The sequence below is a fragment of the Algoriphagus machipongonensis genome, assembly GCF_000166275.1.
In the GTDB taxonomy this organism is placed as follows: Bacteria; Bacteroidota; Bacteroidia; order Cytophagales; family Cyclobacteriaceae; genus Algoriphagus; species Algoriphagus machipongonensis.
This window is the reverse complement of the sequence record NZ_CM001023.1, coordinates 1,060,380-1,075,000: the sequence shown is the minus strand read 5'-3', so window position 1 is coordinate 1,075,000 and position 14,621 is coordinate 1,060,380. Positions and strand designations below refer to the sequence as shown.

Genomic DNA, 14,621 nt, shown 5'->3' with positions numbered 1-14,621 from the left:
CAAACCCAAATAAACCAAAAGTTCTGTTTGAGATGGGACTAAAGAAACTATCCTTTTTGGAGCGGTAGTAATTGTAAGGGTTCGTCTAAGCTGGTCAGTGATTTTCATTTTTGAAATAGCCAGTACTTAAATAATCGACTACTTTATATAACGAAAATCAAATTTTGGATCAAATTCAATCAAGAACTCATACATCAAATTGATCACCTGCTCAATATCTTCTTTGCTGGCTGTTTCTACGGTCGTATGCATATATTTCAACGGTAGGGAGATCAGCGCAGAAGGTACACCTTCATTAGAATAGGCAAAAGCATCCGTGTCTGTACCTGTAGACCTTGAAGCAGTTGATCGCTGGAAAGGAATATCGTTCTTCTTTGCAGAGGCTATAATTAAGTCTAATAATTTTTTGTGAACAGAAGCTCCAACGGGTAATACAGGTCCTTTGCCTGCGGACAAATCTCCACTGACTACCTTATTATATAAAGGAGCAGTAGTATCGTGGCAAACATCCGTAATTATAGCAGCATTAGGTTTCAGCTTTGCCGCAATCATTTCTGCACCTCGTAGTCCGATTTCTTCTTGAACTGCATTCACAACATAAAGTCCAAAAGGAAGTTTTTTGCCAGATTCCTTAATTTTTCTTGCAACCTGAGCAATCATGTACCCTCCGATTCTATTATCCAAAGCACGGCCTGAATAGTACTTCCCATTTAATTCTGTCAACTCGTCTTTGAAAGTAATGACACAGCCAACATGAATGCCCATTTCCTCCACTTCTTCTTTTGTCCTAGCTCCTACATCGATAAATATATTATCTAAAGTTGGAGTATCTTCTTTGCCATTTTTCCTAACGTGAATTGCCGGCCAGCCAAAAACACCTGGAAGCATCCCTTTATCTGTGTGAATATTTACTCGCATAGAAGGTGCAATCATATGATCCGAACCTCCATTCCTACGCACATAGATATAACCATCTTCTTTGATGTAGTTCACAAACCAACTGATTTCATCTGCATGGGCCTCGATCACAAATTTGTAATCGGCATCGGGATTGATAACTCCCACTGCGGTCCCATAGTTATCTGTGAAATAACTGTCCACATATGGTTTGATGTAATCAAGCCAAATCTGCTGACCTGAAGCTTCAAAACCTGTTGGCGAAGCGTTATTTAGGTAATTGGTAAGGAAAGCTTGTTGCTCCTTTGTAATGTTATTGCTCATAATATTATTTAGTCTACCATCTACGGACGACAGTCCACAGTAGGTGGTATTTTAATTAATTGAATTTCTTAATGCTTGGAGTTTTGTTGTTAGCAAATCATAAGCCTCATTAAGTTTTTGAAATTCACTTTCATTTATTATTTCTCTTTTCTTTCCAAAGTAAAGGTTACTTACCGCCTGAATTCAAAACCGAATAGAATAACCCAAAAACTTCTTGAATTCCCCCTTGACTGACCAGTAGAACTTTCAGCAATATTCAATGCTACAGAACTAGCTTCGCATTGTATTTACTGAGCCAAAACCAATCTCTTTTCTGGTGGGAATTTCTTCACACGTCTATTGTATAGAAGCTACTAACTCATAGAGGAATATTGCCATGCTTTTTCCTAGGGATTTTATCCACTTTGTTTTCCAGCATTTTAAACGCTTTGATAAGTTTAATTCTTGTCTCCGATGGCATAATCACCTCGTCAATGAATCCTCTATGTGCCGCCCGATATGGGTTAGCAAACTTGGCCGTATACTCATCCACTTTTTCCTGAAGCTTTGCTTCTGGGTCTTCTGCTTCAGCGATCTCTTTTCTGAATATTATTTCAGATGCTCCTTTAGCACCCATGACAGCAATTTCGGCTGAGGGCCATGCGAAATTTAAATCCGCCCCGATATGTTTGGAGTTCATCACATCATAGGCGCCACCATACGCTTTTCTGGTAATCACAGTAATTCTAGGAACGGTAGCTTCCGAGAAAGCATACAATAGTTTTGCTCCATTGGAAATAATCCCATTCCACTCTTGATCTGTTCCAGGCAAAAAGCCCGGCACATCAACTAAAACTAGCAAAGGGACATTAAAACTATCGCAAGTTCTAACAAATCGAGCAGCTTTTGTTGAAGCTTGATTATCCAAAACACCGGCCATAGACTGGGGTTGGTTCCCTACAATCCCAATACTTCTCCCTGCAATTCTCGCAAAGCCAACTACTATATTGTCCGCATAATTTTCATGCACTTCCAAAAACGAACCTTCATCTACAATCCCATTTACAGCATCTCTTATATCATAAGGATGATTCGGGTTTTCTGGAATCAGGGTGTCAAGTTCAGCCCTGCTTTCATCTTCCAATAATTCATACGGATAGACAGGGGCTATTTCCTCACAATTTTGAGGCATATAACTAAGAATCTTTTTAAGATGCTGAATGCATTCCAATTCATTTGCGCAGGCAAAATGAGTAACTCCACTTTTGGTACTATGGGCAGAAGCTCCTCCCAATTCCTCTGCAGTAACATTTTCTTGGGTAACAGTCTTTACCACATTAGGCCCGGTCACAAACATATAAGAGGTATTTTCTACCATCAGAATAAAATCGGTGATCGCAGGGGAATAAACTGCTCCTCCAGCACAAGGCCCCATAATCGCTGAGATTTGAGGAATGACACCTGATGCTAAAGTATTTCTATAGAATATATCTGCATATCCTCCCAAAGAATTAACTCCTTCCTGAATTCTGGCGCCACCCGAGTCATTCAAGCCTATCACCGGAGCCCCATTTTTCATGGCCATATCCATGATTTTGCAAATTTTCTCAGCATGCGTTTCAGAAAGGGAGCCCCCAAAAACTGTAAAATCCTGAGAAAAAACATAGACTAAACGCCCATTAATATCTCCATAACCTGTAACCACACCATCTCCCAAATAATGTTCTTTATCTAGTCCAAAATCCTTGGCCCGGTGCATTACAAATTTATCTATCTCTTGAAAAGTCCCCTCGTCCATTAATAGTTCAACCCGCTCCCGGGCTGTCAACTTTCCTTTCTTATGTTGGCTTTCAATCCTCTTTTCCCCTCCGCCTAAAAGGGCTTCCGCATTTTTCTTTTTTAACAACTCAACTTTATCAGCTGCATTTGGCAATCCTTGTTTGGGTTTATTTGATTCCTTCATAAGTAGGTATTTATTAAAGTCAAATATAGCAGGCTTTATGAGGCTGCGAAATATTCCAATTACAAAAGAAGGATTTCTAATCAAAAATGAGATTTGCGGTGAAATAGCTCAATTTTAAACTTCATTTATTTTTTATGAATAAATTCTCTATAAAAAACATGTTCCATCCCTCTCATTTCAAATAACTTTCTATATTCGCCCATCTTAAAATTGGCGGCATATGAACACCCGTAAAGCGGCGGTAATAGATATGGGGACCAATACATTTCATTTGTTATTGGTAGAATTAAATGAACTTGGCTTTAAAACCATTTACAAGGAGAAGATTCCTGTAAAATTGGGTAAAGGTGGGATCAATCAGAATCAACTTGCTGAAGACGCTCAAAAAAGAGCTTTCCATACATTAACACATTTTAAAAACCTGATTGACGGAGAAAACATCGATCAGGTTTTTGCTTTTGCTACCAGTGCTGTCAGAAATGCTGAAAATGGCCCTGATTTCGTTGAAAAAGTCCTTGAACTCACTGGCATCAAAATTCAGGTAATTTCAGGAGTAGAAGAAGCGCAGATGATTTATGAGGGAATTAAGCTTTCCGGATCATTAAATGGACAGGTAGAATTGATGATGGATATCGGCGGGGGATCCGTTGAATTTATCATCGGATGCTCCAAAGAAGTTCTTTGGAAGCAAAGCTTTGAAATTGGAGGGCAGCGTTTATTGGAACTCTTCCATTACCATGACCCAATTCTTCCAGAAGAAATTTCCAAACTGGAATCTTATCTTCAAAAAAATCTGAGTCCACTTTTAGAGGCAATAGACAAATTTAAACCAACAGGACTTGTTGGAGCTTCTGGCACTTTTGATACGTTGACAGACATCTACTTTGAATCCATGCTTCAGTGCAAATTAACTGGACAGCATGTTTTTGAACTTCCATTGGAGGAATTTCAAAAGATTCATCATATGCTGCTTACAAAAAATAAAGAAGAACGTTTAGCAATACCGGGAATGATCCCCATGCGTGTAGATATGATTGTGGTCGCTTCAAGCTTAATTGAATTCATTCTGCGACAAATACCTGTTCGCTCGATTACTTGCTCTCATTACGCTTTGAAGGAAGGGGCAATTTCCAGAGTTTTGAATTCTACAACTCCGGTTTAATCCTGTTTTACTAAGCTCCTGCTTTTGTAACTTTAACCATTTAGCCCAATGGAAGGCTATTGAAAAATTTAAATTTCATGACTTATTCTTACGATCAACTCCGAGAATTTACTTTTAGCATGCTCACAAAAATCGGATGCCCTGAAAGCGATGCAAAAACTGCAACAGATGTTTTACTATCTGCAGATTTAAGAGGGGTAGACAGTCATGGTGTCGCTAGACTATCAGGATATGTTAGATTATGGGAGAAAGGAAGAATTAATGCAACCCCCAATGTAAAAGTCGTTCATGAAACTCCTTCCACTGCGGTGGTAGATGGAGATGGCGGACTGGGGTTAGTAGTAGCCCCTTTTGCAATGAAAGTAGCTATAGAAAAAGCCAAAATAGCAGGCACGGGTTGGGTTTCAGTCAAAAACTCTAATCACTACGGAATTGCAGGCTATCACGCGATGCAAGCTTTGGAGCATGATATGATCGGCATCTCACTTACCAACGCAAGTCCTTTGGTTGCTCCTACTTTTTCCCAGGAGAGATTATTAGGCACCAATCCCATTTCCGTTGCCATTCCAGCAAAAAACCAACCGGCATTTGTGGCAGATATGGCTACCACCACGGCTGCAAATGGCAAGCTTGAAATCCTTCAAAGAAAAGGAATGGATACTCCTACAGGCTGGGTTCAAGACAAAGATGGCAATCCCACCACCTCAGCAACTGGCGTGAAAGAAGGAGGAGCATTACTTCCTTTGGGTGGAGACCGAGAACATGGGTCTCATAAAGGGTATGCATTAGGTTCTATAGTGGATATTTTTTCGGCAGTTTTATCTGGCGCCAATTATGGTCCTTGGGTCCCTCCATTTGTTGCTTTTTTAGATCCAGACCCTAATCCGGTAGGAGAAGGAATAGGCCATTTCTTTGGTGCTATGCGCGTGGATGCTTTCCGTCCGGCTGATGAATTCAAAGCTCACATGGACAATTGGATTAGTCGCTTTAGAGAGGCAAAACCAACTCCTGGAAATGAAAAAGTTTTGATACCAGGAGATCCTGAGCGGGAATTGGAAACAATCAGAATGAAAGAAGGAATCCCATTGCTAGACCCGGTAGTAAAAGATTTAACTGAATTAGGGGAAAGATTTGGAGTGAAGTTCTGATTTCAGACTCGAAAGTAAAACAACTAGTAATCAAATAGAATTTGGTAACAGGTTAGCTTTTCAAGTTAGTGATGAGTAAATTTTGCATTTACTACTAACTCTTATGTCCCTTTCTCTACTCACTTCGCGTCCTTCTTTCGAAGAAAACCCAAAACTTGCAAAAGCTTTTCATAATCTGAGTACACTTTTGAAGGCAATTGAAGAAAAAGAAATCCCCGATTCAATTGAATCCCAGCTTAATGAAATTATCGCTGGGGTAAACGAATTCAGAGGAACAGATCCACAGTTAATCAAGCAGATGAAGGCTGCACAAACATCTATTTTAAAACTGCTAGAAAAAGAACTGGGGATTGTTCCCAAAAACCATTATCAAACTCAATGGCTTGCTTTAGGCATGGCAGTCTTCGGAATTCCAATGGGTGTTGCGTTTGGAATGTCTTTAGGAAATCTGGCCTTTTTGGGAATAGGGTTACCCATTGGAATAGCTATTGGAATTGCAGTGGGAAACCAAAAAGACAAGGAGGCGGCTGAAAATGGAAAGCAGCTAGACTGGCAAGCTAAATAGTTTTAGAATTTCGATATTTAGTTCCTTCCATTTTTTGAAACCCCCTTCGGTTTATCAATGACACCATGCACCATCATTTATTTCACTTGCCAAAATTCTTGCTTTTTGTAAATTCAAAACCTTAAACCCTCAAATCATAACTTATGAATCCCCTGAATCGAAGAGAATTTTTAAAAGGAAGTACTGCCCTCATGTCACTTGCTAGCTTTGGACTGCTAGGAATGGACTTTAAAGATCGGGAAGGCCCTTTGCAAGTTGCGCTGATTGGTACAGGCTGGTATGGTAAGTCTGACCTCTTTCGATTGATTCAAGTGGCTGATGTGGAAGTTGTCGCGCTATGTGATGTGGACTCCAAGCAGTTGGAAGAAGCTGGCAAACTGGTAGCAACCCGTCAGAAATCAGGTAAAGTACCTGCACTTTACGAAGATTATAAAGAACTTCTTGCGAAAGAGAAACCAGAATATGTTTTAGTTGGGACACCAGATCATTGGCATGCCTTGATAGCCATAGAAGCTGTTAAAAGTGGAGCACATGTTTATTTGCAAAAGCCGATTTCCGTAGATGTCATTGAAGGTGAGGCAATTTTGGCAGCAGCCAGAAAATACGACCGAAAGGTACAAATCGGTACTCAGCGTAGAAGTACTCCCCATTTGGTTCAGGCAAAGAAAGAAATTATTGATTCCGGAAAATTGGGTAAAATCTCCCATGCGGAAGTTTGCTGCTATTACCATATGCGAAACAGCAGTCATCCAGATGTCATCCCTGTTCCGGAAAACATCAATTATGACTTCTGGGCAGGACCAGCACCTAAGCTGCCCTACCGTGGAATCTTACATAGAGGATGGAGAGCATTTATGGAATATGGAAATGGTATCGTCGGAGACATGTGTGTGCATATGCTGGATGCTGTAAGATGGATGCTTGATTTAGGCTGGCCCGTACAAGTATCTTCCACAGGAGGGATTTATGTTGATAAAGATTCCATTGCTAATATCTCAGATACACAAACTGCCATTTTTGAATTTGATGAAATCAATGTGGTTTGGCAACATAGAACTTGGGGAAATCCTGTGGATAAAGATTACCCTTGGGCATTTAAAATTTATGGTGAAAACGGGACTCTTGCAGGTAGTCCGATGCGGGCCGATTTTTATCCGGAAGGCAGAAACAATGGAGAGCCTATTCATTATCCAGTGGTGTTAGAGAAGGAGCAATTCCCGGAGGATGTCACCGAGAAGGATATAGAAATCCATGCCGCTCCAGCTACCCGAGAACAGTTGAAAGACTGGCTTCAAGCAATTGATAATGATACCCTGCCAGTTGCTGATGTTCTCCAAGGACATATTTCCACTGCTTCATGCATTTTAGCAAATATGTCCATGGAATTAGGAGGTAGAGCCTTGAAGTATGACCCCAAAACCATGACTATCGTTGGTGATCAAGAGGCGACATCTCTTTTAAGAAGGCCATATCGAGATGGATATATTCATCCTGAACCAGATCAAGTCTAAAAAACTGATTGTTGCTTCATTTACAAATAGTATAAGAATTACCGAAATACATCTTAGCCCATTACAATATTTCTATTTGCTAAGGTTTTGGGTTTTTGTATCTTAAGCGTTACAATAAACCTAAACCCCCAATCAATGAATGCTCTTAACCGCAGAGATTTTCTCAAAGGCTCTTCTGCCTTAGCCACCCTTGCAAGTTTTGGATTATTAGGGATGGATTTCAAAGACCGTGAAGGTCCTATTCAAGTTGCCTTAATCGGCGCTGGATGGTATGGCAAATCTGACCTTTTCCGTCTAATCCAAGTGGCAGATGTAGAAGTGGTAGGCCTATGTGACCCCGATAAAAATATGCTAAAGGAAGCAGGCGACTTAGTAGCTACTAGACAGAAATCTGGTAAAGTCCCTGCACTCTATGAAAACTACAAAGAGCTTCTGGATAAAGAAAAACCGGAATTTGTTTTGATCGGATCTCCTGATCACTGGCATGCTCTTCAATGCATTGACGCCCTTAAAGCTGGAGCACATGTCTACGTTCAAAAACCAATCTCCGTAGATGTGATCGAAGGTGAAGCGATGGTTGCTGCTGCTAGAAAATATGGCAAGAAAGTCCAAGTAGGAACTCAAAGAAAAAGCACACCCCATTTGATTGAAGCCAAAGAACAAATCATTGACACGAATAAACTGGGTAAAATCTCTCATGCAGAAGTTTGCTGTTATTATCATATGAGAGCCAATGGCAACCCTCCGGTTGAACCCGTTCCTGATTTCTTGAATTACGATCTTTGGACGGGTCCCGCACCACTTAGACCCTATGATGGACTCCCACATAGACGATGGTGGAGAACATTTATAGAATATGGAAATGGTATTACCGGGGATATGTGTGTCCATATGTTAGACACAGTTCGATGGATGTTAAAATTGGGTTGGCCAACTCAAATCACATCCACGGGAGGTATTTATGTGCAAAAAGACGGAAAATCGAATATTTCAGATACTCAAACTGCCATTTTTGAATACCCAGAACTCAATGTGGTATGGCAACACAGAACATGGGGCAACCCAGTAGATCCTGATTACCCTTGGGCTTTTAAAATCTTTGGAGAAAAAGGAATGCTTGCTGGTAGCACCATGCAAGCTGATTTTCATCCATATGGTGATGGCGAGAGCATCCATTTTGACTGCTTGTTTGAGCGAGAAAAATATCCAGAAGATGTCACTGAAAAAGACATAGAGCTAAATGCAGCTCCTGCTACTCGACTCCATATGAGAGACTGGCTTAAATCTATTGATCAAGACACTTTACCTGTCGCGGATATTGAGGAAGGGCATATTTCTACTGCTTCTTGTATTCTTGCCAACATTTCAATGGACTTGGGTGGTAGAGCTTTGAAATACGACCCTGCCAGCATGACTGTAGTGGGAGATTCAGAGGCAACAGAAAGGTTAAAAAGACCTTACCGAGAAGGTTATACTCACCCCGACCCGAATCAGGTTTAAACAATAAAAATCTATCTTAAAACCGAGTCTCATTTTTTTGGGGCTCGGTTTATTTTTTACTGAGATTCACAATAAATTGGCTTAAAGATTAAGCAAACCATGATTCATATCACTTCAGCCTCCACAAAAGAATTAAAAGAAGTACAAAACTTGGCCCATCATACATGGCCTGATACGTTTGGAGATATTCTCAGTCCAGAGCAAATCGAGTATATGCTAAATTGGATGTATTCTTTGGAAACTCTTGAGAAACAGCAAAAAAATGGACATATATTTCTTTTAGCAAAAGAAAAAGATGAATGCCTAGGGTTTGCTGGAATCGAGCCCAATCAAACCCCTGGACAAACAAAAATCCATAAAATCTATATTCTTCCCACTGCTCAAGGAAAAGGTATTGGAAAGAAATTGATTCAAGCGATTAAAGAAATTGCATTAGCGAATAATCAATCGAGTCTTTTACTGAATGTCAACAAGTATAACAAAGGAGCGATTTCCTTTTATGAGTATTTGGGTTTCGTAAATATCAAAGAGGAAGTAATTGATATTGGGAATGGTTATGTAATGGATGATTATGTGTTTGAGATGAAGCTTTGAAAATCCAACCTTTGAGGTGTTATTTCGAAGGAGGAACAGCTTGTCCCGATTTATCGGGAACTGAGAAACCTCCTCGAAGGTTTAATTCTGCAAATCAAAACCTTCGAGGTTTGGAAAACCTCGAAGGTTATCTAGGATCGTTTCCCAAAGCACCAAACCATTTGCTGGGGCTGGGGGAAGCTTTTCAAATCTATCAGAAGACTCGAATCGAGCCTCAATTTCCGACAAATCCATTTCTCCCTTTCCAATTTGCCAGAGTGCAGACATCATCATGCGAACTTGGTGATGCAAAAATCCTGTTCCGGTGATTTGGAAGTAATAAATCTTATGAGGAAAATACTGACCCATAAATTCATTTGAATCACATATTTCAGCTGATAGAACTTCTCGGTTATAATCTGTTTTATTTTCTGAAGGCTTGCAAAAGCTCTTAAAATCATGCTTACCAATGAATGATTTACAAGCTTCATTCATCGCTTCCCAGTTCAGTTCTTCTGATGCATTCACCATAAAAGCTGAGGCGAAGGGATGAAAATCAGAAGAATTTGAAAAATAGTATCGGTAGGTTTTCTTTTTAACTGACTGGATCAAATTGAATGTAGTCGACACCTCCTTGACCGAATTCAGGTGAATATCCTGTGGCAGATGCTCATTGAATTGAGGCAAAAGCAAATCCATCTCTACTTCATCCCGAAGAAAAACCTGCACGAAACCTCCTACACAAGATACTCCAGAATCCGTCCGACTGGCTCCGATCAACGAGAAATCTTCATGCCCCAACACATGTCTTAAAACTCGTTCCAATCGTCGTTGTACCGTTTGTTGGTTGGGTTGAGGTGCCCAGCCTTTGTATCGGGCTCCATAGTACGATATAGAAAAAAGGTAAGAATATGGGCGAGACTGCAAATTGATGGGGTTTACTAGTTGAAATTCTTCCCAATTTCGCTTAAATCCATCAAGTACTCAAAACTTGAACTCAATTATGAATTACAGGTTGAGTCCAAGCTGTTTCAGTATCTCCTATCTGATATGGGTTTTCTTTGGGTTTGGAGGAAATAATTTTCGCCCGCACATACATATCATCGTCTTCAAACGTATATGAACCTCTATCCCCTTCCAGTTCTTTTAAGAGAATTCCGCTTTCCCCTGGGTTGGATTTTTTGGTACCAAAAAACTGTATGGAATAACTAACTCCACTTTCTGGTTGAACGGAAACAGATAAGGTTTCCCCATCAAAATCAATCTCATTCATCGTCACTCCTGTGGTCGAGTAAAAATCTCCTTTTTCCATTGCTTCGATTAATGAAGCCGGGTCTAAGCTTTCCGATAAAACCATCACCCATCCTCGGCCTGGGTTACTGCTATTTTGATCAAACACATGATAATTATGTGCATCGTCGACTGCCAAACCATAAAGCAATGGCTTTCCTGCTTCTAAATAGGCTGCTTGAACTTTATCCCAAAGCACTTCCATACTAGGGCGAAGAGAATCTCCGTAATTATTCACTTGAGGATGACCGTTATAGACTTCAAAAAATCGCTCACCATCTAATTCAATCATATCTTCAGGAGTGATCGCCCAGACAAAGTTCGGATGATTGATGTGCAAAAACATAGGTACGCCAGTTGAATCCCGCTGAGCCTTCACTCTGTCTAAGCCATTTTGTAAGATCTCAGGAATGGAATTCCCTCCTTCCGCCGGAATCAATTTCTGAATATTGGTCACATTCATATGAAGTGGCTTTTTCTCAAAACTCTCTGTTAACTCCTGAGATTGAATGATCAAAAACTCACCTTCTTCCTCAAACATCGGAGCGTATTCAGCCAAAGTTTTCAACTTTACCTCAACTCTTCCCGCTGAATCTTCCCGATAAACGACTTGATCACCATATTTATCCAAGTACTTCTCAAAGCCCATTTCATGGGAAGGAGATTTCGGAATCAATTTCCATTTTTCGCCAACTGCCAAAGTGTTGTGATCCGATAGCACCACAAAATCATAATCATGAGACTTATACCAATCCATAATCATTTCTGGATAATCATCCCCGTCCGACCAATAAGAATGTGTATGAAGATTGCCTTTGTACCATTTTTTGGAAGGCTCCTCACTTTTATCTGATGATTTACAAGAACCAAAACTTAAAAAAATTAGAACAAAAATGAGAGGAAGATATTTCATGGCACATAATGTTTAGAGTAAACCAAATATAACATGCTTATGCAAATGAAAGGTTAGCTCAAGATTATCATAGTTATAGGACACAAAAAAACCACCCCATTTCTAAGGTGGTTTTTTGATGAAATTCGAGATTACAAATCTCGAACAGCTCAGTTATATATAGTTTAGCTTAAGCCAAAATCTTCGCAGCTAGCCAGTCGCCAACTTCAGAAGTTTTGTAAGAAGGTCCACCATCTGCTATATCTTCGGTCACATATCCTTCAGATAGAGATTGGTTTACTACATCAGAGATCAATTGAGCTTCTTCTTTCAAGTCGAAAGCATAATCAAACATCATTGCTGCTGATAGAACTGTAGCCAATGGATTGGCAATGTCTTTTCCAGCTGCCTGAGGATAAGATCCGTGAATTGGTTCAAACAATTTAACAGAAGTTCCCAAAGAGGCTGATGGCATCAAGCCCATAGAACCTGAAATTACAGAAGCCTCATCTGTCAAGATATCTCCGAACAAGTTTTCGGTAATCAACACATCGTAAGCTTTTGGCCACTGAATCAATCGCATCGCTACCGCATCCACAAATTCATACTCAACCTTCACATCTGGATATTCAGGCGCAAGTTCTTGTACTGTTTCTCTCCAAAGTCTGGAAGTAGCCATTACATTTGCTTTGTCTACACAAGTAAGGAGTTTTCTTCTTTTTTGCGCAGCTTCAAAGCCCATTCTAGCAAGGCGGGTAATCTCTTCCTTGCTATACATATTGGTGTCAAAAGCCTTGGTTCCTTGCTCGTTTCTTCCTCTAGGTTCACCGAAATAAACTCCACCAGTCAATTCTCTGAAGAAAACAAAATCCACCCCTTCTACTCTATCCAATTTCAAAGGTGATTTATGCACCAAAGAAGGAAAAGTGAATGTAGGTCTTACGTTAGCAAATAAGCCCAACTTTTGTCTCATCAATAGCAATCCTTGCTCAGGACGTACTTTTGCTTTTGGGTCATTATCATACTTTGGGTCACCAATCGCACCAAACAATACTGCATCAGATGCAGCTGCTATTTCATGGGTAGCATCTGGATAAGGTTCTCCGGTCGCATCTATGGCTGTGGCACCTACTACACCTTCGGTGAAAGTGATTTGATGTCCAAATTTTTGCCCTATGGCTTTAACTACTTTTACTGCTTGGTCTATTACTTCTGGGCCGATGCCGTCACCCGGCAACAGCGCGATATTCATTTCCATAGAATTTTGATTCTTCTTGGGTGGGTATTTGATTAAAAGATTCGACAATGTTCAGCATTTTCTCTGTGGCCATCATCGCTGCCACTGTTTGATCGGCATCAAGGCCTTTCGTTTTAAATATCTTTCCAAAATCCCAGGTAATCACCGTTTCCACGAATGCGTCGGTTTTACCACCTGGAGGTATGGATACATGATAATCAATCAATTTTGGAAGCTCTTTTTTCTGAGACTTATAAATTTTCCGAAGAGCACGCATAAAGGAATCGTATTGCCCATCACCTGTGGCTATGGCATCATACATTTTTCCATAAATATTCATTTTGAGTTGAACCGTTGGCTTCAATCCCTTCGAATGTGTCATGTGATACCCTTCGATCTGAATATTTTTTGAAATAGAATTATTCTGGAGAACATCTGAAATAATATAAGGAAGGTCTTCTGTAGTGACTCTCTCTTTCTTATCTCCTAGTTCAATAATCCGCTGCGTTACTTTCGTTAGCTCATCCTTCTCTAAAGAAATCCCGAGCTCTTCCAGATTTTTGACAATATTCGCTTTACCGGAAGTCTTGCCCAAGGCATATTTCCTCTCCCTTCCAAATCTCTCTGGAAGAAGATCATTGAAATACAGGTTTTTCTTATTGTCTCCGTCCGCATGAATTCCTGCAGTCTGGGTAAATACATTCTCTCCAACCACCGGTTTATTAGCCGGAATATGTTGACCTGAAAACTGTTCTACCAACTTACTGACACGGTATATTTTCTGCTCTTGAACATTGATTTCAAACTTGGTAAAATCCTTGATCACAGCAATAACTGACTCCAATGGTGCATTCCCTGCTCGTTCACCCAATCCATTGATGGTGGTATGAATACCAGAAGCTCCATTTAGAATCGCCTCCATGACATTTGCTACAGAAAGATCGTAATCATTATGGGCATGGAAATCAAAATGAACAGAAGGATACTTTTCAGAAATATCCAGCAAAAACGCTTTTGTTTCTTCTGGCGAAAGTAAACCTAAAGTATCGGGGAGCATGATTCTTTTGATAGGCTTCTCTGAAAGAAACTGAATCAGATCCATCGTGTATTCTGGGGAATTACGCATCCCATTACTCCAGTCCTCGAGATAGATATTTACATCTATTCCATTTTCCTGGGCATGAGCAATACTTTTTGCAATATCCGAGAAATGCTCCTCTTTAGTTTTTCTAAGTTGATGGGTCAGATGATTAAGCGATCCTTTGGTTAGCAAATTCATCACTTTGGCACCTGCTTTTAGCAGCCAATTGACCGAGGAAGGAGTATCTACAAAACCCAATACTTCTACCCGATCCAAATAACCTTTCTCTGCTGCCCAATGGGTGATTTTCTGAACACCTTCAAGCTCACCATCAGAAACGCGAGCTGAAGCCACCTCGATACGATCTACTCGGAGTTCCTCCAAAAGTAGCTTTGCTATCTGAAGCTTTTCAGAAGGCAAAAAGGAAACACCTGAGGTCTGTTCTCCATCCCTCAAGGTTGTATCCATTATTTCTATGCGTCTCTGATTATTCATCAAA

Annotated in this window: 13 protein-coding genes (1 of these 13 only partly in view); 6 read left to right on the top strand and 7 right to left on the bottom strand. The window is 40.3% G+C overall.

From position 1 onward, the window contains the following. The 3 genes from ALPR1_RS04645 to ALPR1_RS04635 form a co-directional block, all read right to left on the bottom strand. On the bottom strand, window positions 1-108 hold the start of the coding sequence (locus ALPR1_RS04645; protein WP_008198800.1) for an ABC transporter substrate-binding protein. Its footprint begins 657 nt before the window's first position; only the first 108 of its 765 coding nucleotides appear in the window; its start codon is at window positions 106-108; its stop codon lies off the left edge, out of view. 30 nt (window positions 109-138) lie between these two features. Beyond that, window positions 139-1,221: a M20/M25/M40 family metallo-hydrolase gene (locus tag ALPR1_RS04640; RefSeq protein WP_008198799.1), complete on the bottom strand. Its 1,083-nt coding sequence runs from the start codon at window positions 1,219-1,221 to the stop codon at window positions 139-141. 358 nt (window positions 1,222-1,579) lie between these two features. After that, window positions 1,580-3,163: an acyl-CoA carboxylase subunit beta gene (locus tag ALPR1_RS04635; RefSeq protein WP_008198798.1), complete on the bottom strand. Its 1,584-nt coding sequence runs from the start codon at window positions 3,161-3,163 to the stop codon at window positions 1,580-1,582. 220 nt (window positions 3,164-3,383) lie between these two features. Here ALPR1_RS04635 and ALPR1_RS04630 point away from each other — a divergent pair, with 220 nt between their 5' ends. The 6 genes from ALPR1_RS04630 to ALPR1_RS04605 all read left to right on the top strand — a co-directional run bounded on the left by ALPR1_RS04630 (window position 3,384) and on the right by ALPR1_RS04605 (window position 9,643). Further along, window positions 3,384-4,325, top strand: a complete 942-nt coding sequence (locus ALPR1_RS04630; RefSeq protein WP_008198797.1) for a Ppx/GppA phosphatase family protein — start codon at window positions 3,384-3,386, stop codon at window positions 4,323-4,325. A gap of 77 nt (window positions 4,326-4,402) precedes the next feature. Then, window positions 4,403-5,473, top strand: a complete 1,071-nt coding sequence (locus ALPR1_RS04625) for an Ldh family oxidoreductase (protein ID WP_008198794.1) — start codon at window positions 4,403-4,405, stop codon at window positions 5,471-5,473. A gap of 103 nt (window positions 5,474-5,576) precedes the next feature. Next, on the top strand, window positions 5,577-6,038 hold the full coding sequence (locus ALPR1_RS04620; protein WP_008198792.1) for a hypothetical protein: 462 nt from the start codon (window positions 5,577-5,579) through the stop codon (window positions 6,036-6,038). Between the two features lie 143 nt (window positions 6,039-6,181). After that, a complete protein-coding gene (locus ALPR1_RS04615) occupies window positions 6,182-7,549 on the top strand; it encodes a Gfo/Idh/MocA family protein (protein WP_008198791.1) in 1,368 nt (455 codons plus the stop codon). A 135-nt stretch (window positions 7,550-7,684) separates the two neighbouring features. Beyond that, complete coding sequence (locus ALPR1_RS04610) at window positions 7,685-9,049, top strand: Gfo/Idh/MocA family oxidoreductase (protein WP_008198790.1); 1,365 nt, start codon at window positions 7,685-7,687, stop codon at window positions 9,047-9,049. Window positions 9,050-9,148: 99 nt separating this feature from the next. Next, window positions 9,149-9,643 (top strand): GNAT family N-acetyltransferase, encoded by a 495-nt coding sequence (locus ALPR1_RS04605; protein WP_008198788.1) that lies wholly within the window; start codon window positions 9,149-9,151, stop codon window positions 9,641-9,643. 81 nt (window positions 9,644-9,724) lie between these two features. Here ALPR1_RS04605 and truA read toward each other — a convergent pair whose 3' ends face one another. From truA to ALPR1_RS04585, 4 genes are all read right to left on the bottom strand, one after another. After that, window positions 9,725-10,549 (bottom strand): tRNA pseudouridine(38-40) synthase TruA, encoded by an 825-nt coding sequence (gene truA / locus ALPR1_RS04600; protein ID WP_008198786.1) that lies wholly within the window; start codon window positions 10,547-10,549, stop codon window positions 9,725-9,727. A gap of 70 nt (window positions 10,550-10,619) precedes the next feature. Then, window positions 10,620-11,825 (bottom strand): CehA/McbA family metallohydrolase domain-containing protein, encoded by a 1,206-nt coding sequence (locus ALPR1_RS04595; protein ID WP_008198784.1) that lies wholly within the window; start codon window positions 11,823-11,825, stop codon window positions 10,620-10,622. Window positions 11,826-11,994: 169 nt separating this feature from the next. After that, window positions 11,995-13,062, bottom strand: coding sequence for a 3-isopropylmalate dehydrogenase (gene leuB, locus ALPR1_RS04590; protein ID WP_040302561.1), 1,068 nt, complete (start codon window positions 13,060-13,062; stop codon window positions 11,995-11,997). Next, complete coding sequence (locus ALPR1_RS04585) at window positions 13,031-14,617, bottom strand: alpha-isopropylmalate synthase regulatory domain-containing protein (protein ID WP_040302559.1); 1,587 nt, start codon at window positions 14,615-14,617, stop codon at window positions 13,031-13,033. The genes leuB and ALPR1_RS04585 overlap by 32 nt, the downstream gene beginning before the upstream one ends. Between the last annotated feature and the right edge of the window lie 4 nt (window positions 14,618-14,621).

Coding starts and splice junctions, on each gene's coding strand:
- ALPR1_RS04640 (WP_008198799.1), bottom strand. CDS start 1,221: ATGAGCAATAACATTACAAAGGAGCAACAAGCTTTCCTTACCAATTAC.
- ALPR1_RS04635 (WP_008198798.1), bottom strand. CDS start 3,163: ATGAAGGAATCAAATAAACCCAAACAAGGATTGCCAAATGCAGCTGAT.
- ALPR1_RS04630 (WP_008198797.1), top strand. CDS start 3,384: ATGAACACCCGTAAAGCGGCGGTAATAGATATGGGGACCAATACATTT.
- ALPR1_RS04625 (WP_008198794.1), top strand. CDS start 4,403: ATGACTTATTCTTACGATCAACTCCGAGAATTTACTTTTAGCATGCTC.
- ALPR1_RS04620 (WP_008198792.1), top strand. CDS start 5,577: ATGTCCCTTTCTCTACTCACTTCGCGTCCTTCTTTCGAAGAAAACCCA.
- ALPR1_RS04615 (WP_008198791.1), top strand. CDS start 6,182: ATGAATCCCCTGAATCGAAGAGAATTTTTAAAAGGAAGTACTGCCCTC.
- ALPR1_RS04610 (WP_008198790.1), top strand. CDS start 7,685: ATGAATGCTCTTAACCGCAGAGATTTTCTCAAAGGCTCTTCTGCCTTA.
- ALPR1_RS04605 (WP_008198788.1), top strand. CDS start 9,149: ATGATTCATATCACTTCAGCCTCCACAAAAGAATTAAAAGAAGTACAA.
- ALPR1_RS04595 (WP_008198784.1), bottom strand. CDS start 11,825: ATGAAATATCTTCCTCTCATTTTTGTTCTAATTTTTTTAAGTTTTGGT.
- leuB (WP_040302561.1), bottom strand. CDS start 13,062: ATGGAAATGAATATCGCGCTGTTGCCGGGTGACGGCATCGGCCCAGAA.
- ALPR1_RS04585 (WP_040302559.1), bottom strand. CDS start 14,617: ATGAATAATCAGAGACGCATAGAAATAATGGATACAACCTTGAGGGAT.